The following is a 25,570-nucleotide window of genomic DNA, read 5'->3' as shown; positions in this document are numbered from 1 at the left end:
TATGAAATTCTTCCAGACAATTTCATTTCTGTTTTTAATTTTTGTTAGTCAGAGCTTTTCACAACAATTGCTGTCACTTAAGGATGCTGTTAAAATTGCACTCGAAAATAACTTCTCTATAAACATTGCAAAGAACATCTCAACCATTGCAGAAAATAACGCATCTGTTGGTAATGCAGGTTTTCTTCCGACTATTGATGCAACCGGTTCTTATACAAAAAGTCAGAGTAACACAAAACAGGAATATTTTGACGGGAGAACTATTGACCGGACTGGTGCTAAATCAACTAACTTGTCTGCAGGAGTAAGTTTGAACTGGACAGTGTTTGATGGATTTGAAATGTTTGGTAATCTTGACTTGCTTAAACAACTTAACAAAATCGGCAAAGCAAACTACAAAGCAGAAGTTGAAAACAATATTGCAGATGTTATTGATAACTATTTTAATCTTATCAGAGAAAAACAAGTGCTCGATGTTATTAAGGAAACAATAAGAATTTCGGAAGAAAGAGTTAGTATTGCAGAATCAAAAAAAGATGTTGGAAGTGGTTCAAAGTTTGACCTTCGTCAGGCACAGGTTGATTTGAATGAAGATCGTTCAACACTCCTGAAAGAAGAGCTTAATTATGAACAACTAAAAGTAACGCTCAATCAACTTCTGGGTAGGAATGTTAATACTGACTTTGATGTTGAAGACACTATAATTGTTAACGAAACTCTTAACTATGATGAATTGAGAAATTCAGCTCTTCAGAAAAACTCGCAGCTTTTTATTGCAGAAAGAAACCTTGAGCTTGCAGAAATAAATATTTCGCTTGCAAGGTCGGAATTATATCCGAGAATTTCTTTAACCGGAGGATACAATTATCTTAACTCAGAATCTGGTGCGGGATTTATCAAAACAAATAAAAACTACAGCTTGAATTACGGCGTTACTGCCTCACTGAATTTATTTAATGGCTTGAACACCAGAAGAAAAATTGAAAATGCACTGGTTGAATCTGATAACAGTCGTTTGAATTATGATTTGATAAAAAATTCAATTGAGGCAAATCTTCTGAATGTTTATAAAAAATATCTAAACAGCATTAAGCTGATAAAACTTGAAGAGGAAAATCTGATTATTGCAGAAGAAAGTGTTGATATTGCACTCGAGCGACTGAAACTTGGAAATATTACTCCACTTGAATTCCGCGAAACACAGCGTAAACTTATTGATGTTAAAAGCCGGTTGGTCTCTGCACAATATGAAGCTAAGACAGCAGAAACAGAACTTCTCAGATTAAGCGGACAGATTATAAAAGATTAGCAATAGGTTTAAGTTAAAGTATAAGTTAAAGATTAAGATAAATTTTAAGTTTAGTTGATTAAAAATTTAAATTTGTTCTACCACCTAAACTTGAACTTGAACCTTAAGATTTGCTTTTCCCATAAGGGATTCTTTGAGGATATTAAAACCAACCTGATGTTCACAGGTTGCCAAATGTTTCAGGTTGTGGTTTGATTTCAATTAGTTCTTTGAGGATATTAAAACCAACTTTCTAAGGTTAACAAGCTTACTGATACCCGTTGTGGTTTGATTTCAATTAGTTCTTTGAGGATATTAAAACCAACCCTCTTTTTGCTGATTGTCAACAGCATCTTGTTGTGGTTTGATTTCAATTAGTTCTTTGAGGATATTAAAACCAACCAATTATAGGAGACAAACATGCAGGTCAAAGTTGTGGTTTGATTTCAATTAGTTCTTTGAGGATATTAAAACCAACACATTCTTTTGGGACAGGCGAACCAATAGGTTGTGGTTTGATTTCAATTAGTTCTTTGAGGATATTAAAACCAACAAGATATCAAAGGCAAAGGAAACGACCCTAGTTGTGGTTTGATTTCAATTAGTTCTTTGAGGATATTAAAACCAACGTAGTGTTGTAACTTAATCCTAAAGTTCTAGTTGTGGTTTGATTTCAATTAGTTCTTTGAGGATATTAAAACCAACATATCGAATTTTTTGTCCTATTGTCATATGTTGTGGTTTGATTTCAATTAGTTCTTTGAGGATATTAAAACCAACTCATAACCAGCTGCAAAGCATTTATTACAGTTGTGGTTTGATTTCAATTAGTTCTTTGAGGATATTAAAACCAACAAAATTTTGAACGAAGTATATTGCTCAAAGTTGTGGTTTGATTTCAATTAGTTCTTTGAGGATATTAAAACCAACAGAGTTGAATGATTATACAGGTAAATATCAGTTGTGGTTTGATTTCAATTAGTTCTTTGAGGATATTAAAACCAACATAGATACTTATACAAGTGCTGCGGCTGCGTTGTGGTTTGATTTCAATTAGTTCTTTGAGGATATTAAAACCAACACACTAACCCATTTATCAATCACTGAAATAGTTGTGGTTTGATTTCAATTAGTTCTTTGAGGATATTAAAACCAACAATATCTAATTTTTTGTTCTATAGTTATATGTTGTGGTTTGATTTCAATTAGTTCTTTGAGGATATTAAAACCAACTCTCTCTCCAAGTATAAAATCATAGGACAGTTGTGGTTTGATTTCAATTAGTTCTTTGAGGATATTAAAACCAACTATAGATTTGTCCTAAAGCTCTGTTCTTAGTTGTGGTTTGATTTCAATTAGTTCTTTGAGGATATTAAAACCAACAAATCTGCGTAATAATAACATATAAGTTTCGTTGTGGTTTGATTTCAATTAGTTCTTTGAGGATATTAAAACCAACACAACTACACCTACTTCAGCATTTGTATGGTTGTGGTTTGATTTCAATTAGTTCTTTGAGGATATTAAAACCAACAATCTGATGAAGAAAAGCTTGGTTCAAGTTGTGGTTTGATTTCAATTAGTTCTTTGAGGATATTAAAACCAACTATTATAAAGGGACAACTGCAGAGAGGTTAGTTGTGGTTTGATTTCAATTAGTTCTTTGAGGATATTAAAACCAACGTTGCTAAAAAGAAGTCACGTGATTCTGAGTTGTGGTTTGATTTCAATTAGTTCTTTGAGGATATTAAAACCAACTATTGGATCAAAGCTACAAAGCCCGAAACGTTGTGGTTTGATTTCAATTAGTTCTTTGAGGATATTAAAACCAACTGATATAATTCATAATCAGCTTAAGTTGTGGTTTGATTTCAATTAGTTCTTTGAGGATATTAAAACCAACATGAATTACAATGTATCATAGTTGAGTTGTGGTTTGATTTCAATTAGTTCTTTGAGGATATTAAAACCAACTCATTTGGTTTTAGCTCTATATAATGTAATAACTTACGGAAATAATAGGATTGAAAAAATCGGAATTCTGGTTTTAATATCATACAAGGGGCTGAAAGTAACCCTGATTTCAGCCCCAATTCTAAAATAATTCAAGTTGATGAGATTCAACAAAACCGGATTCTTCTCTTTTCTTTCCGTAAAATATTTCCATCATCCCGAATTGTTTGTCGGTTATTTTTAATATTCCGACATGTCCTTTTGAAGGTAAAATTTCTCTAACTCTTTTAACATGCACCTGCATATTCTCCTTGCTTGCACAATGCCTGGCGTAAATTGAAAACTGAAACATATTGAAACCATCCTTTATCAGCTCCTTCCTGAATTTTGCATACGCCTTTCTATCCTTCGGTGTATCTGTCGGAAGGTCAAATAATACAAGTATCCACATTATTCTGTATTGATTTAATCTCATAATCTAAAAACCGGATAAATAATCTTTCTTTGATCTCCGGAAAAACATTTTGCAAGTGACGCTGTGGTTCTTTGAACGGCAATCATAAGTGGTCTTTTTTGTTTTTCAATGAAGACATCAACTACTGGTATAGTTAACAATTGCTTTTTTATTGATTGAGTAAGTTCGGTAAAATCTTCACCATCCCTTACCAAGGTAACAACAATATCATCAACAAAAGGCCTGTACGGTTCCATTATATCGTCGGCAAGACAAAATGCATTATATTTGTTGTGATGATGTATCCCAAGAGTTGGTAATAAACCTGACGCAACGAGCGAACGAGCCACAACAGCTCTGAGGATTGCATATCCATAATTCAATAAATTATTTGGTGGTTCTCCGTAACGGTCTCTCTTAAAATCCAGCTCTTGCGGAAATAAATTTTTCCAATAATAAGCAGCAGCCCTGCCTTCCAGATTATCGGGATCACCAGACTTTACATCACGTGACCATTTTTTCATATTATCTGACTGTATTCCAATTTTATTTAACAGCAATGCCTGATTTAAGATTTTTGAGGAAATTGTTTGCTGCCATAATTGTTTTTTCAGCGGAACGGTAGCTTCTATTTGTTCCTGAAAACGCTGACTTTGCTCAAGATTACTTTCTAATGGGAGGAATAAGCCGGCAGGATGATGTTTATTATCGCAGGTTACAACTGCAGAATTATTTTCGAGCAAGGCGGCAAGAAGACCTTGTGTTATTGTTATTTGCTGATTATCCAAAATTACAATACCGATATCTTCTATCGGAATAATATTTTCATTCCCTCTATTTTTATACTTCTGATTAAGGTCAGGTTCTGCTTGCTCAGTTGTTTCCTCTTTCACAGAAGGAATTTTAATAACTAACTGCTCATCTTTTTTAGAAAGATAAGCGGGGTTGCCAAAGTAAATTGTTCTTTTAATCATCTTTTCATAATAATTTCTCCATCTGGCATTATGTCAAAATCTATGCCTTCAAAACAACAATTTAATTTATCTGGAGTTAATGCTAATAAAGGTTGGTACACTCCATCTAAAAAATTTTTTTCTGCATCAGGTAATTCATTATCAAGTCTCGCTTCATTATGATATTTAAGATAAACATAAGCAGTTTTAGAGATTTCATTAAACTTGTAAATTTTATACAATCGCATAAGTAATTTTTTCTTTTCTAAGTCAAATAATTCTTCAGGAGTTTCTTTCCAGAATAAAACTCTTTGTCCAACTTTTAATATTTGTTTGAGTTTATATAATGTTTTCTTCTTTCCTTGCCCTTTTTCTTTTGTTTTAAATGATGAAAGCTGATATAGTTCATTTGAATCTTTTATTCCAATCTTTACTAAGTCTAGTAAGTTGATAATATCATAAGTTCTTGAAACTTTTCCATCGGTTTCATTTTCATATATAAGAAATAAATAATTAATCTCATTCTGTACATAATACCATTGCTTGTGCTCTTGTTCAGATTTGAAAATGTGCTCTTTTAGTTTGAGTGCTTTTGTGAAATAACCTCTGCCAGCTCGTGCTCTACATCTTATGTGCCGGATAGGTAAAAGGTTATTGCCATTCTTATCTGTTTTCTTGGGGTTGCCATTATTATCAATCATCCAGATTGGCTCTGTAATTGCTTCTTTAAATGATTTTCCATTCTTGATTCTTTCAGTAACAGTTTTTAGCAAAACTTCCTTAATAATTGGATCAACTATATCTTCCAACTCTTTTTCGGATTTAAAATCTTTAATTGGCTTTTTTATAACAAATGTTAAATCTTCATTTGAATTTTCTTTTATTGCTCCATAAAAAGTTTCTTTGTGAAGTTGGCCACGAATGCTATCGCCTTTTGCGATTAAAGGAATTCGATTTCCGTTTTCATCAAGTTTATATTGCCACGTACCATTCGCTAATTTTTCTTTAACATATTGAATCTTTCCACGTTTTCTTACAATCTTTTTTGCCGGGACTAATGTTCTATCTTGTGCGATATAATTTACTAAAGTATTATTTTCAATTTCCAGGATAGTTGAAGGATTAAAATTATTCCAGTTAATAGGTTTAGAGTGAAACTGAATATTATTTTCCATTGCAGCGAAATGTTCTTTTAATAATCTGTCTCGTATGGTTGGAGGAGGGATTAATGTAAGCACAGCTGCATCAATCGCATGGTGTGTATGTTTTGACCTCTCTTTTTCAAATCCAACATTAAATATTTTACGAAACTCAGCGACCACGTTTCCTTTTTGTGCTTCTACTTTATCAAATACGGTTTTCAAATAATGAAGGGCATATTTTGTAATAATCTGCGTATCACGCAATTGACTATTGCGCCATTGAGGCTTGTATTCTTTAATTGTAAAAGTGTCAAGTTTCTTAAACCAATAATCTAATTCAAATTGATTGTAATGTCGATTCTGAATGCATTGATCCTTTCTATCTTTGGTTTGTGCTTTCTTCGCCTCTTTTTTCCAAAACTCAACTTGTTTTTTGAAATGTTCTACTTTTTCTTCCATAAATTTAAGTCGCGGTTTTATTGCAGTATATATTATGCCATCTATTTTGACATCACTTTCGTAGTTGGGAAGTTCAGAAGGTATTTTCTTTTGTTTTATTTGTCGATTATAAAAAGAATCTGCGACTGTAAGGTTTTTAAGTTCGTTATCAAAAGAAATATCTGCGGGGATGGTATGTTCAAAATCGAATTTAGTACCATCGAAAATTTCTGTTAGCGAAATAATTTTACCGGTGTAAATACATAGGTGTTCTTGCTCCATCCATAACCTATATTTATCAATTAGCTCATCTGTAATTTCCATTGTAATATTTTCTTTTTCTACGAACTCTTTAATTGCTTTTGCAAATTCCTGGTTTTGCTTTTCGCGATCTCTCTGCCATCTTTCTATTGCTTTTCTTTTATTTGCATCATTCAATTCACGTGCAATTTCAACAACAACTCTTGTTTCTTCATCAATCTTACCTTTCTTAATAAGATAATTTATAAGATGTTTAAGATGATGTAATGTTTTTAGTGCCATAGGATTTTTAAATCCCCGGCTTATAGGTACTGGATCTCCTAAATATTTTTTACCCTCTTTTTCTTTTGCAGGAGGATACAAATCTGTCTCTGACGGATGATATAGATATTTAAGATTTGCCTCTTCTACTTTCCATTCATTCTTTAAGTAATCTTTTATTAAATCGTCAAGTCTTAGTGGTTTATGATAAAGAAGTTTCATTTCGGTATTCTTAGGTGTTTGTAGAAACTCTTGATACTTTTTTTCAACATTTTGTTTTATTTCTAATTTCCTTTCTGAATCTAATTCGTTCCATCTTTTATTTCCTAAATACTCAATAATTTTTTGTTCAATTTCCTCTTTATCTTTATTTATCAAAATGTAACCCGGATATCTCCCGGTTTGTTCTTCAAGAGGTTTGTTTAAGTAATCGGCAATTAAACTATTAACAATACCAAGTTCTTCTCGAATTCGTTTATGCAATTTCATTTGCAACCGAATGCCCTCGGCTATTTTATTTATTTCAGCATCATTTAGTTTTCTTCCGAACACCTTTGGTAGATTAGCCAGAAAAACAGCTTCAGAATAAATAAATCCCATGCGTAAATATGGAAGTATTTTAGAAATAGCGTTCAGACTTAAACTTGCATAACCCTTAGGCATACGAATCTTGCTAAATGCTTTAGCTTTTTCATCATCAAGATTAAGTTTTTCTTTTGCGAAGATTTCAAGTTTTTCTTTACTATCGAAAGTAAAAAGAGCATGCCATAAATCGTTATAATCATAATAATCCTTTTTACCTTTTCTTTTTTCATTCGGCTTATGTGGTACTTTTATTTCTGAAAGTTCACAATTAAATATTTCTTTAAGTGAAAAAGTTATTGGACAACCTGAAACCATTATATAAGGTTTAAAGTTAAATCCAAGCGTATTTCCTTTTTTATCCAGTGCTTTAATTATCTCTTTGAATTCAAAACCATCTTTATTCTTTTTCTTTCCAAAGAATACATTTTGAAGAATAATTGTTTTCTGCTCATTATTAAGTGGCGCGCTTTTATTATCTATTGCTTGTGTTGATTGAACCCTAATATTATTTATAAAACTCCACATTCTATATTCTTCATATAATGGATGACTAACCGGGCATCGAGGTTTTGAAGGTTCAAGTGTGCATCTTCCAACGTTCCCTTTTTGAGTCCTTAAAGGTCGTTGCCAAACTATAGATTTGTATAGTTTTCGAAAAAGTTCACCATTCTCATCAATGTCTTGTACTTTACAAATTCTTTTTAATTCTGCTTCAACATCTGTTCTAAGATTATAACGATTGCGTATTCTTTTATTATATTTTTCACGGGCCAAAAATAATGCACCACCTAAAGTCGTATTTTCTTCTGCCATAATTTTTTGAATTTCACTGGCTCCAACGGTTTCTTTTTCCTTGCTTCCCTCTAAAATTGTTTTTGATTCCTCTTCATCTCTTCCTTTAAAGCCTCTTCTTTGTACCATATGATAAAAGACTCTCCCGAGTGCATAAGCATTATCTAACTTCTTTTCTGATGCCTCTTTTCTGAGTTGGTAAGGGTTTATATAATCTGATTTACCATCACCATCAAAATCAAGTCTTAACCAATTAATAAATATTTCAGATTGAGGGTAGGTTCTTTCTCTCCCTTTTTCATAATTTCTCCACCCATTTAATTCTTCCATTGTTAGGGGGCAAAGTCTTGGTTCATTTAATATTAATGTTTCAAGCAATTCCTGCTTTCTGTATTTTTTTGCTTGGTAGTTTCTTCTCTTGCTTCTGCACTCTGTTCTTTTTTGAACAAGTGGTACTTCTCTACCCTGATCTTCACCAACCCCTTTTTCGAAAGTTAGAACTCCTTTATCAACTATTTGATTTTCAGAAGAATTAATTTCACGAATTGACCAACCTATTGAATTGGTCCCAAGATCAATTCCTAATACTTTTTTCATAATTCCCTCAATATTTTTTTAATACTTGAATTATTGTTTTAAAAATTTTAAGTTTGCTACGAAATCTTACCACAATAAGGCTATAAGCCGAAGAATAATTCTTAAGCCCCGCGTACCCCGTGGGGCTTTTTATTACTTAACCACCAACTCGGCATTCCTTTTTTGCGGAAAGATTTTCGGAAGGAATTTTTTAATTAATTGTTTCCCCATATATCCTCAAATATTCTTTCACAAAATAATTACTAAAGTTTTAAATTTCCATAATCTGTTTATGCTATTTTCATAGCTGACAATTTGTCAGTACAATTGTTTTAGGAATTTTAAAAACCTCATTTTCTTTGACTTTTTTCGTATATCTCCATCTTCACTTTAAAGTCAGTGCAAAGTCACTGAAAAGTCACTCCAAAGTCGTTGAAGAAATACACGAGCAATTTATAAGTCATTCTGTCAAACTCCAGTGTGATTTAATGTTTGTGTTACGCTTTTAACATAGCTTGCAAGTTCAACAAATTTTATCTTCGCAGCGTATTAAATAACTAATCCGAAAGTTTTATGGACGCTTCGCAAATATTCTTTTATGGTCTTTTGGCTTTATTGATTCTTTACATCGCAAGAAAAGTCTATCTTTATCTTTCGGTTAAGAATTATTCGCCTGCAGAGTTGGCTGAAAAATTAAAAAAAGATAAAAATGTAATTCTACTTGATGTACGAACTCCGCAGGAAAGAAAACAGGATTACATAAAAGGTTCGTTTCATATTCCGCATTATGATTTGGGAACCAATAAAAAAGAGCTTCTTAAATTTAAAGACAAAGAAATAGTTTGTTACTGCAGAACTGGCAACCGAAGTCTGATTGCTGCATCTAAACTCCGTAAACTCGGATATAATTCTGCAAATCTTAAAGGAGGAATAATTTATTGGAACAAAGCAGGTTTGAAATAATAAAACGCCGGGCAAAATTGATTCTGCCAACTGTTGCCGGACTTGTTGGTGGATATCTCTACTATTACTATGTTGGTTGTAATCGCGGTTGTCCGATAACCGGAAATCCTTACACCAGCATGTTGTGGGGTGGGGCAATCGGATTACTTTTAACAAACTGGAAACAGAAACCAAAACAAAATAAAGAAAAATCAAACGAGGTTTAGAAATGAAATACGGATTTTCAAAAACAACAAATTATGCTTTTGAAGAAGCAATTCAGAGAGTTACCGATGAACTTAAGAAAGAGGGCTTCGGAGTTCTTACAACAATTGATGTAAAAGAAACTTTGAAGAACAAACTTAATGTAGACTTTAAAAAATATACCATACTTGGTGCCTGCAATCCGCCACTGGCTCATCAGGCACTTCAGGCAGAGGAAGAATTGGGACTTCTTTTACCATGTAATGTGATAGTTTACGAAAAAGAAGGGAAGTCAGTAGTTTCCGTATTTGATCCTATGATTATGACCCATATAATTGAAAATCCGGATATGAAGCCGGTTGCCGAGGAAGTAAAGAAAAAGCTTGAAAAAGTTCTCCGGGCAGTGTAGAAATTCCGAACTTTGAAACTTTCTTTCAGGTTTATCATCATACTGATTGGATTTTAATAAATCTAAGAACTTATAATTTAAGAAAGGCAATAATACAATGACTGAACATTTAACAAAGGAAACATTTTTAGAAAAAGTTTTCGATTACGAAAAAAATCAGGAATGGAAATATCAGGGTGAATTACCTGCATTGATTGATTTCTGGGCTCCGTGGTGTGGTCCCTGCAGAATGGTTGGACCGATTCTCGAAGAACTTTCCGAAGAATATGAAGGAAAGATTAAAGTTTATAAAGTAAATACAGATGAAGAGCAGGAACTTGGAGCAGTTTTTGGAATCAGAAGTATTCCTTCATTGTTATTCATTCCTGTTGATGGTCAACCGAAAATGGCTGTAGGTGCACTACCAAAAGAGGCTTTAAAACAGGCAATCGAAAAAGAGCTTTTAACACAAGCAGCTTAAGTTTGTTTCATAGATGCCCCCTGAGAGAAGGGATTATTCCACTTGTGGAATGGTCCCTTTTTCTTTTAGTGAACTTCTCAAATCTTTTTCCGTTCTTATTATAGAAAGCAAAACATCTGAAAATTTTATCCTTCAAAGACATAATTTCCACACCGAATATTGAGCAATAAAATTTCACCTATCTTAATTAAATTTGTCTTAAGAAACATGGAGTTAACAATGAAAATCGTTTTAAGTTTAATCATCTCAATTTTATCATTCCTGAGCTGTTCATCCCAGGAAAAGATTATTAAAGAAAATTCTGAATTATCAGAATTTAGTGGGGATGAGATAGTTAATCCTTCATTCTATCAGGAAAAATTTTTAAGAGGCATTGATTTTTATGCAAGAGGGAATGAACCAAACTGGGTTTTAGAAATTGATTTTGATAGCTCAATGAAGTTTTCTGAAATGAATGGATTGAATATTGTTACTCCATCTGTTAAAGGAATAAAAGCTCAGGATGCGGATGTTACGAATTTCAGAGCACAAACTGAAAGCGGTGAGTTATCAGTTACAATTTCAAAAGTGAAATGTCAGGATAATATGTCAGGCGAAATGTTTGATTATAATGTTCGTGTTGCCTTCAAAAGAAACAACGAGACTGATTTCACAGAGTTCAACGGATGCGGAAAATATTTATATGATTATCGTTTGCACGATATTTGGGTAATGGAAGAAATGACAAATGTTGAATTGAAAAAAGAAAATCTGATGAAAGGTTTGCCAATGTTTGAATTTAATCTTAGCGAAATGAGATTTAGCGGACATGCTGGCTGTAATCAGATTTTAGGAGCAATAGATTTGAAAGGAAATAAAATCATTTTTGGGAATCTTATTTCCACAAAAATGGCTTGTCCGGATATGACTGTTGAGGAAAAAGTTGGTCAGTTACTCAACAACAATACTCTTTCATACAGAATTGAAAAGTTAAAACTTGTTTTGGAATCTGATTCCGGGACGAAGATGATATTCAAAAAAGTTGATTAAAGGTTACAGCACAATTTTTACGAAAGCGCTTGCCGAAACTTTTTGGAAAATTATATCTCTCACAATTTCCGATGGAACAAATACTGTGAGATTTAAACTAAAATAATTTCCTTTCTTGCTGATATTTGAAGGAGTTATTTCGTAAGTTAAATCTCCAACAGCTTCCTCAATTACTTTTACCATTTCACCCACATCAGTCCCGATTATTTTATAATCCCAATTGCAGGGATATTCTATTTCAGGTCTTTTACTGTTTTCGTCAAGAATCATAAAATATTACTCCAATATTAAATCTTATATTAAGATAATTATTCCTTATTAACCAGATAAACACCAAAAATTATTAACAGACCACTTAATACCATCAATGCGGTGATTTCTTCTTTAAGAAATAACCACGCTGTCAATACAGTAACAAATGGTTCGAGATAAAGATACGCACCAACTTTTGCCGATTCCATCTCACGAAGTGAATAAGCCCATATTACATATGCAACCCCGGAACACAATAATCCCAGAAATAAAATACTTATCCATCCAATTGTTGAAAGATGAATGATAGAATCAACAGCTTTTTTATTTATGTTGAACGGAATTATAATCAGTGCCATCAAAATAAAAAGATATAAAATTGTCATTAACGGTGAATAGTTTAAAGAAATTTTTTTATTTATGATTGAATAAACTCCCCAGGTAAATGAACTGAACAAAACAAGCAGATCACCAACATTTTTAACCAGGTCTATGTTAAGCGGATTTCCTTTCCCCACTAAGAGCAAAAGTCCCACAAAAGCAATTACAATTCCTGAAATTTTTATCGAATTAAGTTTTTCTTTAAGAAAGATAAATCCGAGTAAAGCAATAAAAATCGGAGCAGTACCGATAATCCAACCGGTGTTGGCTGCGGTAGTGTATTTCAATCCTGTAATCTGAATCCATAAATGAAAAACGGCCACAGCAGCAAGTAGTAATATTCTTAAATGATTTTTCAGATTTATTGAAAAATCAGATTTGGTAATTAGTGCAACAATCGTTAGTAAAATTATTGCAAGAATTAAGCGAAGTGAAATAATAGTTTCAGGTGAGACTTCTTCAAGCAAAAACTTTGTTGCGATAAAAGATGCTCCCCAAAAGATTACTGCAAGCAGAGGTAACCAGATTATGTAATTTTTCTTTTTGATATGAATATTATTCTACTGATAGTTATGGGAGGTTAAAACTTCAGTAATTCTCTATTTTGATTTTTCTGTTTTCTTAGCTGAAGAATAATTTTCAATATCATAATTGATTACTCTGTCGGGCATCGGAAGCTTTACTATTTCAACTCCTGCATCAGTGTAAAATTGCGTTGCAAGTGTATCGTGAAAATCAGAGAACACAACAACTCTTTTTATTCCGGCTGCAATCAATGCCTTTGCACAAGTTGTGCAGGACATATTAGTGATGTAAGCAGTTGCACCGGTTGTATTAACACCGTGTCTCGCTGCCTGAATAAGTGCGTTCATTTCAGCGTGGTTGGTTCTCACGCAATGATTATCAACTATAAGACATCCTACATCTTCGCAATGTGGTTGTCCGGGCAATGAACCATTGTAACCAGTTGCCAGAACGAATCTGTCTTTTACCAATACACATCCGCAATGCATTCTCGGACAGGTTGCTCTTTCTGAGGCAAGCATTGCAAGTTTCAGAAAATACTCATCCCACGAAGGTCGTTTTTTGTTTGACATATTAACCAGTAATTATTCAAAAAATAGTGTGAGCAAATTTATAGTTTTTGATTTGTCGTTTGCAAGCAGGAACGATCATTCAAACCAGAAAGATGCTATTAATGATATAAAAAACTTTGCGTTCGCCAGTTGACGGATACCATGCGTCCCTTGCGGTGAAAACATATCTCACCGGAAAGAGGTTATCGAAAAGGACGCGAAGAAAAATTAATGAATCATCTCTTCCTGCATTTTATTACTCAAAAATGCCCTGAGCGCATTTTGTGGCGAATCGCTAAAAGTTATCATAACTTCTTTGCCCATTTGCTCAAGTTGACTTTTTATTTCCCTGGGCAATCCTCTCGAGATTATTGCATCCCACTCAGCAACATCTTTTGCCTCAATCAACTGATCAAGAGTTTTTTCAGGGCAGTAATGACAGTTTTTAATTTCCCATTTGTCAACATCATAAACAAGAAAACCGCCTGATCTTACAAATGGATTTGCAATATGCTTCCCACCGTCTGTTGTATGAACTGCAATTTTCATGGCTCTTACCCCTTTCATAAAATTATTAATGAACTTTAAATGCCCATCTTACTTTTGGACGACTCTTTCTTGAAAATCTACGGTGTTGATGACTGATATAAATTTTATCAAAACCACAATCAGGACAAGATTTGGGTTTTTGCTCGAGATAACCATCAAACTCAACTTTGCAACGGCCGCAGAGATAAATGACTTTTTTCATAATTATTCTCCCGATTTTTTATTCTCCCAAGTAATCTTTTCTGATAAGTTAAATATGATGTAAGTTTACCACGATTGTAAATTACCGAGTAAAGATTCGAGCCAACAAGTTCTGCTTCCTGAAGTTTAAGTGACTGCATAAGAAAACTGCACAAGTCACCTCTGAAGAAATCAAACTTTGCAGCGCAATCACCAATTGCAAAGATGTCTTTGTCTGATGTACGGAAATAATCGTCAATTAAAATCCCGCGATCATAATCAAAAACTATTTTCAGTTTTTCGGCTACTTCTACATTTGGTCTGCTACCGGATGAAATCATAAGAAAGTCGCAGTTTAATGTTTCTTCATTTCTAAGTTTAACAGCTTCTATTTTATCGTTTCCGATCACTTCTTTTACTTTATTGTTAAGAATAACAATGCCACCCTGAGACTCAATTATACTTTGTGCCGATAAACTTATCTCAGCATCAAATGATGAAGGCAAAAGACGATTTGATCTTTCAACAATCGTTACTGACTTTCCTTCACGCAAAAGTTCATCCGCAAATTCAACACCCAAATAGCCGCCACCAAATACGACTATCTTCTCAGATTTTAATGCAAGCTTTTTTATCCGGTTTATGTTCTGAAAATCTTTGTCAATAAGAAATACGCCTTCTTTATCAATACCTTCAATATTGGGTTTGATAGGTGAAGAGCCAGTTGCAATAACAAGTTTATCGAAGCTAATCACTTCGCTATCACCAAATATGAGGTTATTTGTTTCTCGGGCAGTTATTGCTTTATTGAAAAGTGAAATACGTCCATCTGAAGTTGAAGCCAGATTTTCAGCTAACAAAAGAATAAACTTTTTATCATTGTCAGGGGATACAAGAGCGATGTTTTTATCGGGATATGTTTTATGTGCTGAATTAGCACAAACCAAAGCAGCTTCGGTTAGACCATAAATGACGATGTTATACTTCTGCATCACATCTCTCCTTTCATAATTTGAGATTATGAATTTTGCCAGAGAGTTATGATACAAAAGGATTTAGCTCATCGGTAAGTGTTTAAGGATACCTTAGGTTTAAATACTCTCCGGCTAATACACAACCGGAAATGTTCATACAAAAAATTCCTTTTTCTTTTGGTTATAAAATAAAAAATTTTAGCACTTTATCAATGTTATTCGCAGGCAAGTGAATTAAAATCATTTGACAAATGTAAACGAAAATGGAAGTCTTATTGTGGCATTTCCTTTAAGAGAAGAGAAAATAAATCTCAGATGAAATATCGTTAGTAATACTATAAATATTGTTCCGATTAGTAATGGAATCATAAGAACAGAAATAAAAAAGTAAAGTAAAATATTTAATTGATAATTAATCAATGTTTTGTTCTTTGTTGCGAATTGAGTTTTACTTTTGGGAGTAAACAGCCAGATTGGAATTGAAAAAACCGGCAAAGGAATAATTGATGTGAGATATAAAAACCACATTCGTTAAAACCATTTTTTTCTTTTGAAGAAAATAATCATTCCCAAAGAAATCAAAAGTGAAACAGTCCAGAATCCCCACGGATACATCCATTTCATATCCAGCTCAGGAAAGTAATGGAAGTTCATCCCATAAACTCCTGCAAGAAAAGTAAGCGGAATAAATAAAGTTGAAATTATTGTCAGCACTTTCATTACTTCATTTAATTTATTGCTGGTGCTTGAGAGATAAACATCCAGCATACCAACAATCATATCACGATAAGATTCAATTGTATCAATGATCTGAATTATATGATCATAAACATCACGAAGATAAATCTGGGTTGATTGGTTTATTACATCGTGCTCATTTCTTTGAAGATGTGAAATAACTTCGCGCAATGGCCAGACAGACTTTCTGAGCAGAATCATATTTCTTCTCATATGATGAACAGCTTGTAAATCATCTCTTGTTGGTTGAATAACCAATCTGTCTTCAAGTTCCTCAATCTCTTCACCTAACTTTTCAAGAATGTGAAAGTAGCTATCAACAATAGAGTCGATTAATGAATAAGCGAGAAAGTCGGAACCATTATTTCTTATCTTCGTTCCATCTTTTCTTATTCTGTCGCGGACAGGATTAAAAACATCTCCGGGATCTTCTAAAAATGTAAGAAGATAATTTTTGCCAAGAATAAAACTTACTTGTTCATTTTTCAAATCATGATTTTCTTCATCGTAGATAAACATTCGAACTACTATAAATAATTTATCCTGATATTCTTCTGCTTTTGGTCTCTGAGTAGTGTGCACAATATCTTCCATTGCTAGCGGATGAATATTGAAATAACTCTGAATCTTTTCCATCAGTTGAATATTATGAACACCATCTACGGTAATCCACGACACTTTATCATTTTCCTTTGAGAGAAGAATTTCTTTGAGGTCTTCAATTTTCTTTTCAGTTAATGAATTCTGATCGTATTCAATTAGCGAAATGTTCACAGGCTCCTTTTCTTTTTCGCCAGTGTAAACAAGTGTTCCCGGTGGCAAACCAATTTGCTTTGGCTCCTGATCAAATAACTCGGTTAATTTCCTCAGCTTTCTTTTCGTTTGAATTCTAAAACGTTTAGTTTGTTTTTTTAGCATATAAAATCAACTTTCTTTGATAACGATTTCTTTAAGAGTTTTAATCCACATTGGATGATCATTAAGACTCTCTACTAACTGAACCTTTTCACCGCCGTGTTCTTCAAAAAGTTTTTGATATTCAATTCCGATTTCAACAGTTGTTTCGAGACAATCCGCTACAAAAGCAGGGGAGAAAACTAAAAGTTTTTTTGCGCCTTTCTTTGCCTGCTCAATTACAACTTCATCAGAAAAAGGTTCTAGCCATTTTTTATCAAGACGCGATTGAAAGCAAACAGTGTATTTTTCTTTTGGTATGTTCAGTTTATCTGCAAGTAATCTTGTTGTGGCATAGCAGGTGGCTTTGTAGCAGTAAATATTTTCATCATTAAGTTCTTCATCGCACTTGTGATCTGAACAAGGTTTACCGTCAAAATAAACTTTATCAACCTGTCTTTCCGGAAGTCCGTGATAGCTGAAGAGAATATGATCGTATTCATTAAGATTATATTTTTTAGCCCGCTCTACAATTGTGTTGAGAAATCCTTCGTTATCAAAAAACTGTCCGATGAATTTTATTTCAGGAATAACCCACCACCGGCTTACAATTTTCATAACTTTTTCTATTACCGAACCGGTTGTTGCAGAAGCATATTGAGGGAACAATGGAATAACAATAATTTTTTTGTAATTCTTAACACGCATTCTGTCCAGAACATCATTGAGCGAAGGATTCCGGTAACGCATTGCAAGTTCAACTTCAAACTCGTCTCCAAGTTCCTTTTGTAGTTTTTCTTTAACTGATTCGCCATAAATCAGTATCGGCGAACCTTTTTCTGTCCAGAGCATTTTATAAATCTCAGCAGACTTTGGTGCACGGAAAGGTACAATAATAAAGTTGACCAGAAAAAATCTTACGGCTGAAGGAATATCAATTACTCTTGGGTCGTTGAGAAATTCAAATAAGTATTTTCTTACATCTTTTACAGCGGGACTATCGGGTGTCCCGAGATTAACTAATAGTACACCGGTTTTTGTCATTTGTAAAAATATTTTTTTGTTGTTGAATCGGTTACAAATATATGTTTAAGTTAACAAAAAAAGATTGACAGATATGAAAAAAATCATTTTGATTTTAGGAAGATTCAAATTGCTTTTTTACGTAACAGATTAGATAGAGAAAAATTTTTATATATTCTTTCTTGTGAATTGTGAAGTTAGATGTCTTGTTCAGAAAATAGGTTATCCGGAAAAGATAGTCGTGAATTGAGGGCGAAGATTAAATGTTAAATAAAAAGGCGAGTACCAGGACTCGCCTTTAGTAAAAGGAAAAAAATAATTATTTCAGCAGTATCATTTTCTTTGTCTGAATATAATCACCAACTTTTCCATCTTTGCTTTGCGAAGGTCGGATAATAAATTGATAGAAATAAACACCTGAGCTTAGTTGCAAGTTGTTAACTGTGAATTCCACATTATAACTGCCAGCTTCTCTGTATTCATCAACCAGCGTTGCTACCTCTCTTCCGAGTATATCAAATAATTTCAATGTTTGCCAACCGCCTACTGGTGACTGCCAACTGATAACTGTACTGGGATTGAAGGGATTGGGATAGTTCTGGTATAATTTAAATTCTTTTAATGTTGTAACATTATCATCAGCACTTAGACCAAAGTCGGCGTGGAATGGCTGTGAAAAAGATCCGACAATTATACCATTTCTTTTAACGACCAACTGAATGTTGTAAAAATGGTAGTCGGTATAAAAAGTTGAATCAAATGGAATAATTATTTTTGGCGACTTATCAAACCCTGTCTGATAGTACCACAACTCATAATTGAATTCATCAAGGGAGTCTGTGACAATAAAATAAAAGTTTTCTACTGATATCTGTGTTCCCGTTGAATCATAATAATAAAATATCGTATTAGGGCCCGGCTCAATTGAAATGCTGTCTCTTGTTGAGGTGCCCGAGAATTTTCTTGCAATAATCTGAGGCGTACAACATCCGCCATATACAAAGGCGGTGTCAACCTGTGGATAGAATTGAATATCAACATTTCCGTTATGCGGAATCAAATTAAATTTTTGCAGAACTCTTTCGAGAAATCCATAATCATCAATCAGATTGTATAAATCAATTATTACATTAAGCGAATCATAGCCGGAGCTATAAGTTGTATTAATAGGTGAGAAATCTGTTTTTCCCACTAAAATTGAATCTACATTTCCTATTATGACAGGAATAATTCCGCTCATAAAATTTGTATCAATAACTAAATCTTGTGTAAACATACCTTGAACACCAATTACAGTATCAATTGGAACAGAAATAAGTAATCCATAAACTTCTTCAATTCCGATGTGATTCCAGAATGCAATTGAATCTGAAACGAGTGGTAAAGCTCCTGTGTAAACATAAACAGGCTTGTTTTCGGAGGTATATTGAATCAGTCGGTTATTCTCTTCCTGAGTTAGAGCAAATGGGATAAATAAAAATAATGCATCATAGCTGAAAACAGAATCGTCAATTGTATCAGCAACAAAAACAGAATCATCAGTTAACCGGGAAAGTGTATACTGAAAACTTGCCGATACTCCATTGGGATCGAAAACGAAAATTTTTTGATCTTGTGCAAAACTTAATGATGCACAGAGTATTATAAACGAGACCAGGAATCTTAAATTTTTCATCTTATTAACATCATCTTTTTAGTTTCTATGTAATTATCAGCTTTTAGCTGATAGAAATAAACTCCGCTTGCAAGACTGCTTGCATCAAATTCAATTTTGTATCTTCCGGCTTCTCTGTATTCATCAACCAGTGTGGCTACTTCTCTTCCGAGTATATCAAATACTTTTAATGTTTGCCAACTGCCTACTGGTGACTGCCAACTAATTGTAGTGCTCGGGTTAAACGGATTTGGGTAGTTCTGGTATAAAACAAAATTTGTTGGTATCTCTTCATTCTTTTCAACAGATAAAACGGTGTCTCCGTACACAACGCCATCAATAATACAACCTCGCAGAAGATCTATTGTGTAACCGAAATCGAATATATAATAAGAACTGTCCAGTCCATAACCCTCTGTTAAGGAATAAACGGGCATTTCTAAATTATATGTCTGAAAAATTTTCCTTTTGTTTCCCGAACCCCATCTTGTAAAATTTGTAATTTCTCTTAATACTGTAAAACCATCCTGCATCCAATATCCTATTCTAAAAGATTTAACTGTTTCTCCAACTTCTAAAGTAAGATCATCAATAAGCAATTCTTCATTGGGATAATTAAAATTGGGGAAATATCTGTAAACCTCTCCCGTTGTACTATCAATTCTCTCAAGAATATATGTGGTATAACCAGAGGCCTTTTCTTCCTTTACAACAAAATATTTTTTATTATTTGATGCTGTTGAATCACCGATAACCTCCCTGATTATAGTATCATAATAAACTTGTGGTGGGAAATCGTCTACTACGGTTTTCCGATTATAAATCCACTTGTTGCCAACCTTCAATGGATAATAGTTAAATAAATCAGATGGAATTGTAAAGGATTTTACAATTAAAGTTGTGTCCGGGGTTATCTTGTAAATTTTGTATTTGGTTGATGCGTAAAGAATATCTGAATTCGGTTTTTTATAGATGCCAGTTACATTCTTATCAAAAGTTTTATATAACTGAAATGTAAATCCATAATCAGTAGATTTGAAAATATATCTTCCTTTTGAAAAGAATATAACTCCATTTATTGAATTATCATTTGAAATGTAGATCGGATAATCGCTTTCATAAATTTTTGTCCAGCTAAACTGATTACCAGAATTATTTGAAATAGAGAGAACATATTTTCCGTAACTTCTGTTAATCCGATAAATATGCTGCTGATCAGAACCATATAAAAATTTTGTATTGAACATATCATCAATTTTTGATGTATCTACCAGAACAGAAGTATGTCCTCCATCAAATGATTTGATGAGTCGTTTCAAACTATCTATTCCGAATATGATATTATCATTAAAAGGTGACATTGATAAAAATGCGAATTGTAATACCGAATCAATTGGGAATGTATATCCACCATCAAAACTTCTGAAAAGATGATTATAATCTCCTCCGGCATACACCTTTTGATAATTCTGTTTTGATATATCAACTTTGAATATATCTAACGGAATTGAAAAAGATAGTGTGTCATTTCTTCGGATTGTTCCCCAGAAATCAATATCATATTCATTACCAACATTCATAAAATTTACAGAATCATTTGGGAAGAATTCAAAATCGTTATTTGCCCTAGAAGTGTTCCCGAAGGGAGTCCAGGATACATATCCATAGAGAAATATCGTATCTTGCAATGTTTCTGTATCGAGTTTATAAATTGAATTATATGGAGTAGGGCTTCCCTGACGATAAAACAGATAAGTTCTTCCACTTTGGGTTTCAATTCCATTCAAATCTGAAATTTCCTGAGCAATGGAGAGGGAAGAAACTATTAAACAAAAGAGAAGGATAAAATTATTTTTCATACTTTCCCCGCTAAAAGTCTGACTAAAACTAATTCTTTAAACTCAAAAAGTAAATAGTGAAAAATTACTAGCGGATTTTTTAGGAAGTGATTTTTTCGAAATGAGAAAATAATTAGCTTATGCCACACTCCATTTTTAGTGAGCGTGACATAAGCATTTATTATAAAATGAATTTACTTAGGTCGCGGTTCTTAACAATTTTTTCAAGTTTGCTCTTTACAAAGTTACCATCAATCACAACTTTGGTTGATGGAATTTTATCAGGAACATCGAAAAGAATTTCATCGAGTAATGTAGTAAGAATTGTATGAAGTCTTCTTGCGCCTATGTTTTCAACCTGCTCATTTACTTCTGTTGCAATACGTGCGATTTCCCTTATTGCATCTTCAGTAAACTCAAGTCTAACACCTTCGGTTTCGAGAAGAGCATTGTATTGTTTGAGCAGAGCATTCTCGGGTTTGGTAAGAATCTGAACGAAGTCTTCTTCGGTTAAACTGTTCAGTTCAACACGAATTGGAAATCTTCCCTGAAGTTCGGGAATTAAATCAGAAGGTTTGGAAACATGAAATGCACCCGAAGCAATAAATAAAATATGATCTGTTTTAACCACTCCGTATTTTGTATTTACATTCGAACCTTCAACAATCGGAAGTAAGTCTCTTTGAACGCCTTCGCGGGAAACATCAGGTCCCTGACCTTTTCCACCACCAGCGACTTTATCAATTTCATCAATGAAAATTATTCCGGAGTTTTCAACTCTTTCAATTGCCTCTTTCTGAACAGCTTCCATATCAATCAATTTCTGAGCTTCTTCCTGCGCCATAAACTGTCGGGCTTCTTTAATTGTTGTTTTTCTTTTCTTCTTTTTCTTGGGCATTAAACTACCCATAATTTCCTGGATATTAATTCCCATATCATCCATTCCGAACGGACCCAGAACCTGCATTCCAATTGTAGCGGTTGTTTGTGCATCAAATTCTATCAACTTATCATCAAGCTCACCATTTTTTAATTTTGCTTTCATCCACTCACGCGTTTTCTGATTCTGATATTCTTCTGATTCTTCTGCTTCATTCGTTTCATCGGTTGATTGTACGGTGGAAGTTTTTTTAACCGGTGGAATCAGAATATCAAGAATCCTTTCATCAGCCATTTCTTCTGCTTTTGACTGAACTTCTTTTGTCTTTTCGGAACGGACAAGATTAACACCAACTTCAACTAAATCGCGAACCATTGATTCAACATCTCTTCCAACATAGCCTACTTCTGTAAATTTTGATGCTTCAACTTTTACAAAAGGTGCCTGTGCAAGTTTTGCAAGTCGGCGTGCAATTTCTGTTTTACCAACTCCGGTTGGTCCAATCAAAATAATATTATTTGGCATTATCTCTTCGCGAAGAACATCTTTAACCTGCTGTCTTCTCCATCTGTTACGAAGTGCTATTGCAACAGCGCGTTTAGCTTCAGTTTGACCGATGATGTATTTATCGAGTTCTCTTACAATCTCAGTCGGAGTAAGTGCTCTCATATCAAAATGTTTTTGTTCCATAATTATTCAATCACCTCAATATTTATTTTATCATTTGTATATATGCAAATTTCTGCGGCGGTTTTTAATGATTCTTCAACAATTTCTTTTGCCGAGAGATTGCTGTGTTTCTTTAACATCTTTGCTGCTGCAAGTGCATACATTCCGCCTGAGCCAATAGCAACTATTTTATCATCAGGTTCAATTACATCGCCGTTACCGGAGACAATCAGTGCTGTATCTTTTGCAATCACAGCAAGCATAGCTTCCAGTCGTCGAAGATATTTATCGGTTCTCCAGTCTTTTGCCAATTCAACTGCAGCGCGGAATACATTTCCTCTGTATTGCTGAAGTTTGTCTTCAAATCTTTCCATCAAAGTGAAAGCATCTGCCGATGCGCCTGCAAATCCACATAAAACTTTTCCATCAGCAATCTTTCTTATTTTAGATGCATTATGTTTCATAACAGTGTTTCCAAGAGTTACCTGACCATCTCCACCAAGTGCTGCAACCCCATTGTGAACAATTCCTATTATTGTTGTAGAACGAATGTTTTCCATTTCAAAACTCCTTCGTAGAAAAAGATTTTATTATCTGCATCAAACTTAAATAATATTTTCAGGATTTAATGTTGAATAATTTAATCGGGAAAATTCTGGGTACATTCTTTTGGTAATCTTCATAATCTTTACCAAAAATTTTAATCAGCTTCTTTTCTTCATAAACAGAACCGATGTAAAAATATGCTATGAAACAGATGAGAACTGTGAGGTAAAACAAATCCATTTCAGCTCTGAAGACAAGAAATATTATTGAGAAAAAGTATATGGGATGTCTTGAATATTTATAAGGTCCTTCGATTCTGAATGTCATTTTCTCATCAAGTTCATCTGCAGAAAATTGTTTGTTCAGAAATCTTTCAATCTGTGAAAGACCAAGAAATTCTTTGAAGCAGATATACCTGAAAGACCAGAAAATTCCGATTAAAGAAATTAATTGAGGAATTAAAACCAGATAATCGAATGGAGGACTAAGCTTATAAATTTTTAACGATGGATGCGGAGCGTATTCCCAAATAAGATAAAGAGTGATTAAGGAAATCGCATTATAGAATAATCTGTAAAAAGCAATTGCATTTCCAAATTGCCTGCGTATAAATTCTTTTACTTTTAATGATGCAAGAACAGAATGAGAATAACCAAAAAGAGTTAGTAGTGAAATAAGGCTCAGAACATCAACTAAATCATTCATTAAATATTTTCTTTACGTAACCTGGCAACCGGAATTTTTAACATCTCACGGTATTTTGCTATTGTTCTTCTCGCAACATGAATTCCTTCTGCCTGAAGCATCTGAGCAATCTTTTCATCGCTGTACGGAGCTTTTTTATTTTCTGATTCTATAATTTCTTTTACGCGTTCTCTGATATGTTTGTTTGAAACTTCTTCGCCAGTATCAGTTGAAAGTCCCTCACTGAAAAAGTATTTGAGTTCGTGAATTCCCTGCGGACTTTGAACATACTTGCCATTCACAACACGACTGATTGTGGAAATATCCATTCCGATTATATCTGCAATGTCTTTGTATATCATTGGCTTGAGATATTTGGGACCTTTTTCGAAAAATTCATATTGCATTTCGAGAATTGCACGCATTATTTTCATCAGAGTCTCTCGTCGCTGCTGAATGCAAGCTATGAACCATTTAGCTGATTCAAATTTTTCCCGAAGAAACTTATAGGTTTCTCTTTCTCTGTCGCTTCTTTTCTTTCTTTTATTGGCATCGAACATCTCAAGATATTTTTTATCAATCGTAATGGAAGGCATTGATTTATCGTTGAGCGTTACAATCCACATATCATTAACTTTTTCGACAATAAAATCCGGAGTAACCTGATTCATCTCGACAATATCTACATTACCTTCTCCGGGTTTGGGATTCATCTTCTGAATAAGGTCAAGAGCTTCTCTCAAAGTATCATCGGTAAGTTTCATCTTCTTCTTGATTATATCAAATCGTCGCTTTGAAAATTCATCGTAATAATCTTCAAGAATTTTGATAGCAATGTATTTATAATATTCATCTGCTTTTGCTTCCTGAAGCTGTACGATTAAACATTCCTGAAGTGAACGACTTGCAATTCCAATCGGATCAAACTTCTGAATCTTTTTAAGAAGTTCTTCCGCATCCTTCATATCAATTTTCACATGTTCGAATAGCTCAAGTTCCTGAACAATCTCGGCAAGGTCTCTTTTTAAGTATCCATCAGCATCGAGGTTTCCTATAATTTCTTCACCAAGCATATAAAGGTTCTCGTCAAGATCGAGCATCATTAATTGTTCACGCAGATGTTCATAGAGAGAAGTTTTTTGAGGAGCTACAGGATGAAATGTTTCTTCATCGTTACTTCTGTTAAGTTTTTCGTGGTCAAGTTCATCATCATTCATAAAATCTTCAAGCGAAAACTCTTCATCAGCTTTATCTGAATCTTCTGTAGCTTCAACTTCGGCTTCAGTTTCTGTTTCGTTTTCCTTTTCTTTATCGTCCTGCTCAGTATCGAGTTCCATTTCTTCTACAAGGAGCGGATTCATTTCGAGTTCTGTTTTAATTCTCTGCTCAAGTGCCAGATTATTTAACTGAAGCAGTTTCTGATATTGTATTTGTTGTGGCGAAAGTCTCTGTTGTTGTGAAAGTCTTTGATTAAGTGTTAGCATA

General features: G+C 33.6%; 24 protein-coding genes and 1 CRISPR repeat array. Of the genes, 6 read left to right on the top strand and 18 right to left on the bottom strand.

The window, feature by feature from the left end:
• The first annotated feature begins 1 nt into the window (after position 1).
• Positions 2-1,309, top strand: a complete 1,308-nt coding sequence (locus tag Q0X14_RS09395) for a TolC family protein (RefSeq protein ID WP_297837452.1) — start codon at positions 2-4, stop codon at positions 1,307-1,309.
• A gap of 638 nt (positions 1,310-1,947) precedes the next feature.
• Positions 1,948-3,262: a CRISPR direct-repeat array (repeat unit 46 nt; unit sequence GTTGTGGTTTGATTTCAATTAGTTCTTTGAGGATATTAAAACCAAC).
• A gap of 121 nt (positions 3,263-3,383) precedes the next feature.
• On the opposite strand, the gene cas2 is transcribed toward Q0X14_RS09395, so the two are convergent.
• From cas2 to cas9, 3 genes are read right to left on the bottom strand one after another with little or no spacing between them, the layout of a single operon-like run.
• The gene (gene cas2, locus Q0X14_RS09390; RefSeq protein WP_366522806.1) at positions 3,384-3,719 is read right to left on the bottom strand and encodes a CRISPR-associated endonuclease Cas2; all 336 of its coding nucleotides are present in this window, start codon (positions 3,717-3,719) and stop codon (positions 3,384-3,386) included.
• A complete protein-coding gene (gene cas1, locus Q0X14_RS09385) occupies positions 3,713-4,669 on the bottom strand; it encodes a type II CRISPR-associated endonuclease Cas1 (RefSeq protein WP_297837446.1) in 957 nt (318 codons plus the stop codon). The genes cas2 and cas1 overlap by 7 nt, the downstream gene beginning before the upstream one ends.
• Positions 4,666-8,724: a type II CRISPR RNA-guided endonuclease Cas9 gene (gene cas9 / locus Q0X14_RS09380; protein ID WP_366522768.1), complete on the bottom strand. Its 4,059-nt coding sequence runs from the start codon at positions 8,722-8,724 to the stop codon at positions 4,666-4,668. Before cas9 ends, cas1 begins: the two co-directional genes overlap by 4 nt.
• Positions 8,725-9,276: 552 nt before the next feature.
• On the opposite strand from cas9, the gene Q0X14_RS09375 reads away from it, so the two are divergent.
• From Q0X14_RS09375 to Q0X14_RS09355, 5 genes are all read left to right on the top strand, one after another.
• A complete protein-coding gene (locus Q0X14_RS09375) occupies positions 9,277-9,666 on the top strand; it encodes a rhodanese-like domain-containing protein (RefSeq protein WP_297837440.1) in 390 nt (129 codons plus the stop codon).
• Positions 9,642-9,872 (top strand): hypothetical protein, encoded by a 231-nt coding sequence (locus tag Q0X14_RS09370; protein ID WP_297837437.1) that lies wholly within the window; start codon positions 9,642-9,644, stop codon positions 9,870-9,872. Before Q0X14_RS09375 ends, Q0X14_RS09370 begins: the two co-directional genes overlap by 25 nt.
• A gap of 2 nt (positions 9,873-9,874) precedes the next feature.
• Positions 9,875-10,258: a DUF302 domain-containing protein gene (locus Q0X14_RS09365; RefSeq protein ID WP_297837435.1), complete on the top strand. Its 384-nt coding sequence runs from the start codon at positions 9,875-9,877 to the stop codon at positions 10,256-10,258.
• A gap of 97 nt (positions 10,259-10,355) precedes the next feature.
• A complete protein-coding gene (gene trxA, locus Q0X14_RS09360) occupies positions 10,356-10,718 on the top strand; it encodes a thioredoxin (protein WP_297837431.1) in 363 nt (120 codons plus the stop codon).
• A 219-nt stretch (positions 10,719-10,937) separates the two neighbouring features.
• Positions 10,938-11,747, top strand: a complete 810-nt coding sequence (locus Q0X14_RS09355) for an META domain-containing protein (RefSeq protein ID WP_297837429.1) — start codon at positions 10,938-10,940, stop codon at positions 11,745-11,747.
• Positions 11,748-11,750: 3 nt separating this feature from the next.
• On the opposite strand, the gene Q0X14_RS09350 is transcribed toward Q0X14_RS09355, so the two are convergent.
• From Q0X14_RS09350 to rpoN, 15 genes are all read right to left on the bottom strand, one after another.
• Positions 11,751-12,017: a DUF493 domain-containing protein gene (locus tag Q0X14_RS09350; RefSeq protein WP_297837427.1), complete on the bottom strand. Its 267-nt coding sequence runs from the start codon at positions 12,015-12,017 to the stop codon at positions 11,751-11,753.
• A gap of 38 nt (positions 12,018-12,055) precedes the next feature.
• A complete protein-coding gene (locus Q0X14_RS09345; protein ID WP_366522805.1) occupies positions 12,056-12,907 on the bottom strand; it encodes a DMT family transporter in 852 nt (283 codons plus the stop codon).
• A 72-nt stretch (positions 12,908-12,979) separates the two neighbouring features.
• Positions 12,980-13,477, bottom strand: coding sequence for a cytidine/deoxycytidylate deaminase family protein (locus Q0X14_RS09340; RefSeq protein WP_297837425.1), 498 nt, complete (start codon positions 13,475-13,477; stop codon positions 12,980-12,982).
• 207 nt (positions 13,478-13,684) lie between these two features.
• Complete coding sequence (locus Q0X14_RS09335; protein ID WP_297837424.1) at positions 13,685-14,005, bottom strand: NifB/NifX family molybdenum-iron cluster-binding protein; 321 nt, start codon at positions 14,003-14,005, stop codon at positions 13,685-13,687.
• Between the two features lie 25 nt (positions 14,006-14,030).
• Complete coding sequence (locus Q0X14_RS09330) at positions 14,031-14,207, bottom strand: hypothetical protein (protein WP_297837422.1); 177 nt, start codon at positions 14,205-14,207, stop codon at positions 14,031-14,033.
• On the bottom strand, positions 14,167-15,177 hold the full coding sequence (locus Q0X14_RS09325; RefSeq protein ID WP_297837420.1) for an NAD(P)/FAD-dependent oxidoreductase: 1,011 nt from the start codon (positions 15,175-15,177) through the stop codon (positions 14,167-14,169). Before Q0X14_RS09325 ends, Q0X14_RS09330 begins: the two co-directional genes overlap by 41 nt.
• 222 nt (positions 15,178-15,399) lie before the next feature.
• Positions 15,400-15,687: a DUF4870 domain-containing protein gene (locus Q0X14_RS09320; RefSeq protein WP_297837417.1), complete on the bottom strand. Its 288-nt coding sequence runs from the start codon at positions 15,685-15,687 to the stop codon at positions 15,400-15,402.
• Between the two features lie 3 nt (positions 15,688-15,690).
• A complete protein-coding gene (gene corA, locus Q0X14_RS09315; RefSeq protein ID WP_297837415.1) occupies positions 15,691-16,815 on the bottom strand; it encodes a magnesium/cobalt transporter CorA in 1,125 nt (374 codons plus the stop codon).
• A 6-nt stretch (positions 16,816-16,821) separates the two neighbouring features.
• Complete coding sequence (gene hemH / locus Q0X14_RS09310) at positions 16,822-17,835, bottom strand: ferrochelatase (RefSeq protein WP_297837413.1); 1,014 nt, start codon at positions 17,833-17,835, stop codon at positions 16,822-16,824.
• A 298-nt stretch (positions 17,836-18,133) separates the two neighbouring features.
• On the bottom strand, positions 18,134-19,489 hold the full coding sequence (locus tag Q0X14_RS09305) for a T9SS type A sorting domain-containing protein (RefSeq protein ID WP_297837411.1): 1,356 nt from the start codon (positions 19,487-19,489) through the stop codon (positions 18,134-18,136).
• Entirely contained in the window at positions 19,486-21,327 is a 1,842-nt protein-coding gene (locus Q0X14_RS09300; protein WP_297837410.1) for a T9SS type A sorting domain-containing protein, read from the bottom strand. Before Q0X14_RS09300 ends, Q0X14_RS09305 begins: the two co-directional genes overlap by 4 nt.
• A 160-nt stretch (positions 21,328-21,487) precedes the next feature.
• Complete coding sequence (hslU, locus tag Q0X14_RS09295; RefSeq protein ID WP_297837409.1) at positions 21,488-22,876, bottom strand: ATP-dependent protease ATPase subunit HslU; 1,389 nt, start codon at positions 22,874-22,876, stop codon at positions 21,488-21,490.
• 2 nt (positions 22,877-22,878) lie between these two features.
• Positions 22,879-23,415: an ATP-dependent protease subunit HslV gene (hslV, locus tag Q0X14_RS09290; protein ID WP_297837408.1), complete on the bottom strand. Its 537-nt coding sequence runs from the start codon at positions 23,413-23,415 to the stop codon at positions 22,879-22,881.
• Between the two features lie 58 nt (positions 23,416-23,473).
• Positions 23,474-24,106, bottom strand: coding sequence for a methyltransferase (locus Q0X14_RS09285; RefSeq protein WP_297837407.1), 633 nt, complete (start codon positions 24,104-24,106; stop codon positions 23,474-23,476).
• On the bottom strand, positions 24,106-25,569 hold the full coding sequence (gene rpoN, locus Q0X14_RS09280) for an RNA polymerase factor sigma-54 (protein ID WP_297837406.1): 1,464 nt from the start codon (positions 25,567-25,569) through the stop codon (positions 24,106-24,108). The genes Q0X14_RS09285 and rpoN overlap by 1 nt, the downstream gene beginning before the upstream one ends.
• Position 25,570: the final 1 nt, after the last annotated feature.

The organism is Ignavibacterium sp. (genome assembly GCF_025998815.1).
Classification (GTDB): Bacteria; Bacteroidota; Ignavibacteria; order Ignavibacteriales; family Ignavibacteriaceae; genus Ignavibacterium.
Note: the sequence above shows the minus strand (reverse complement) of the source record. Positions and strands in the feature narration are given on the sequence as shown.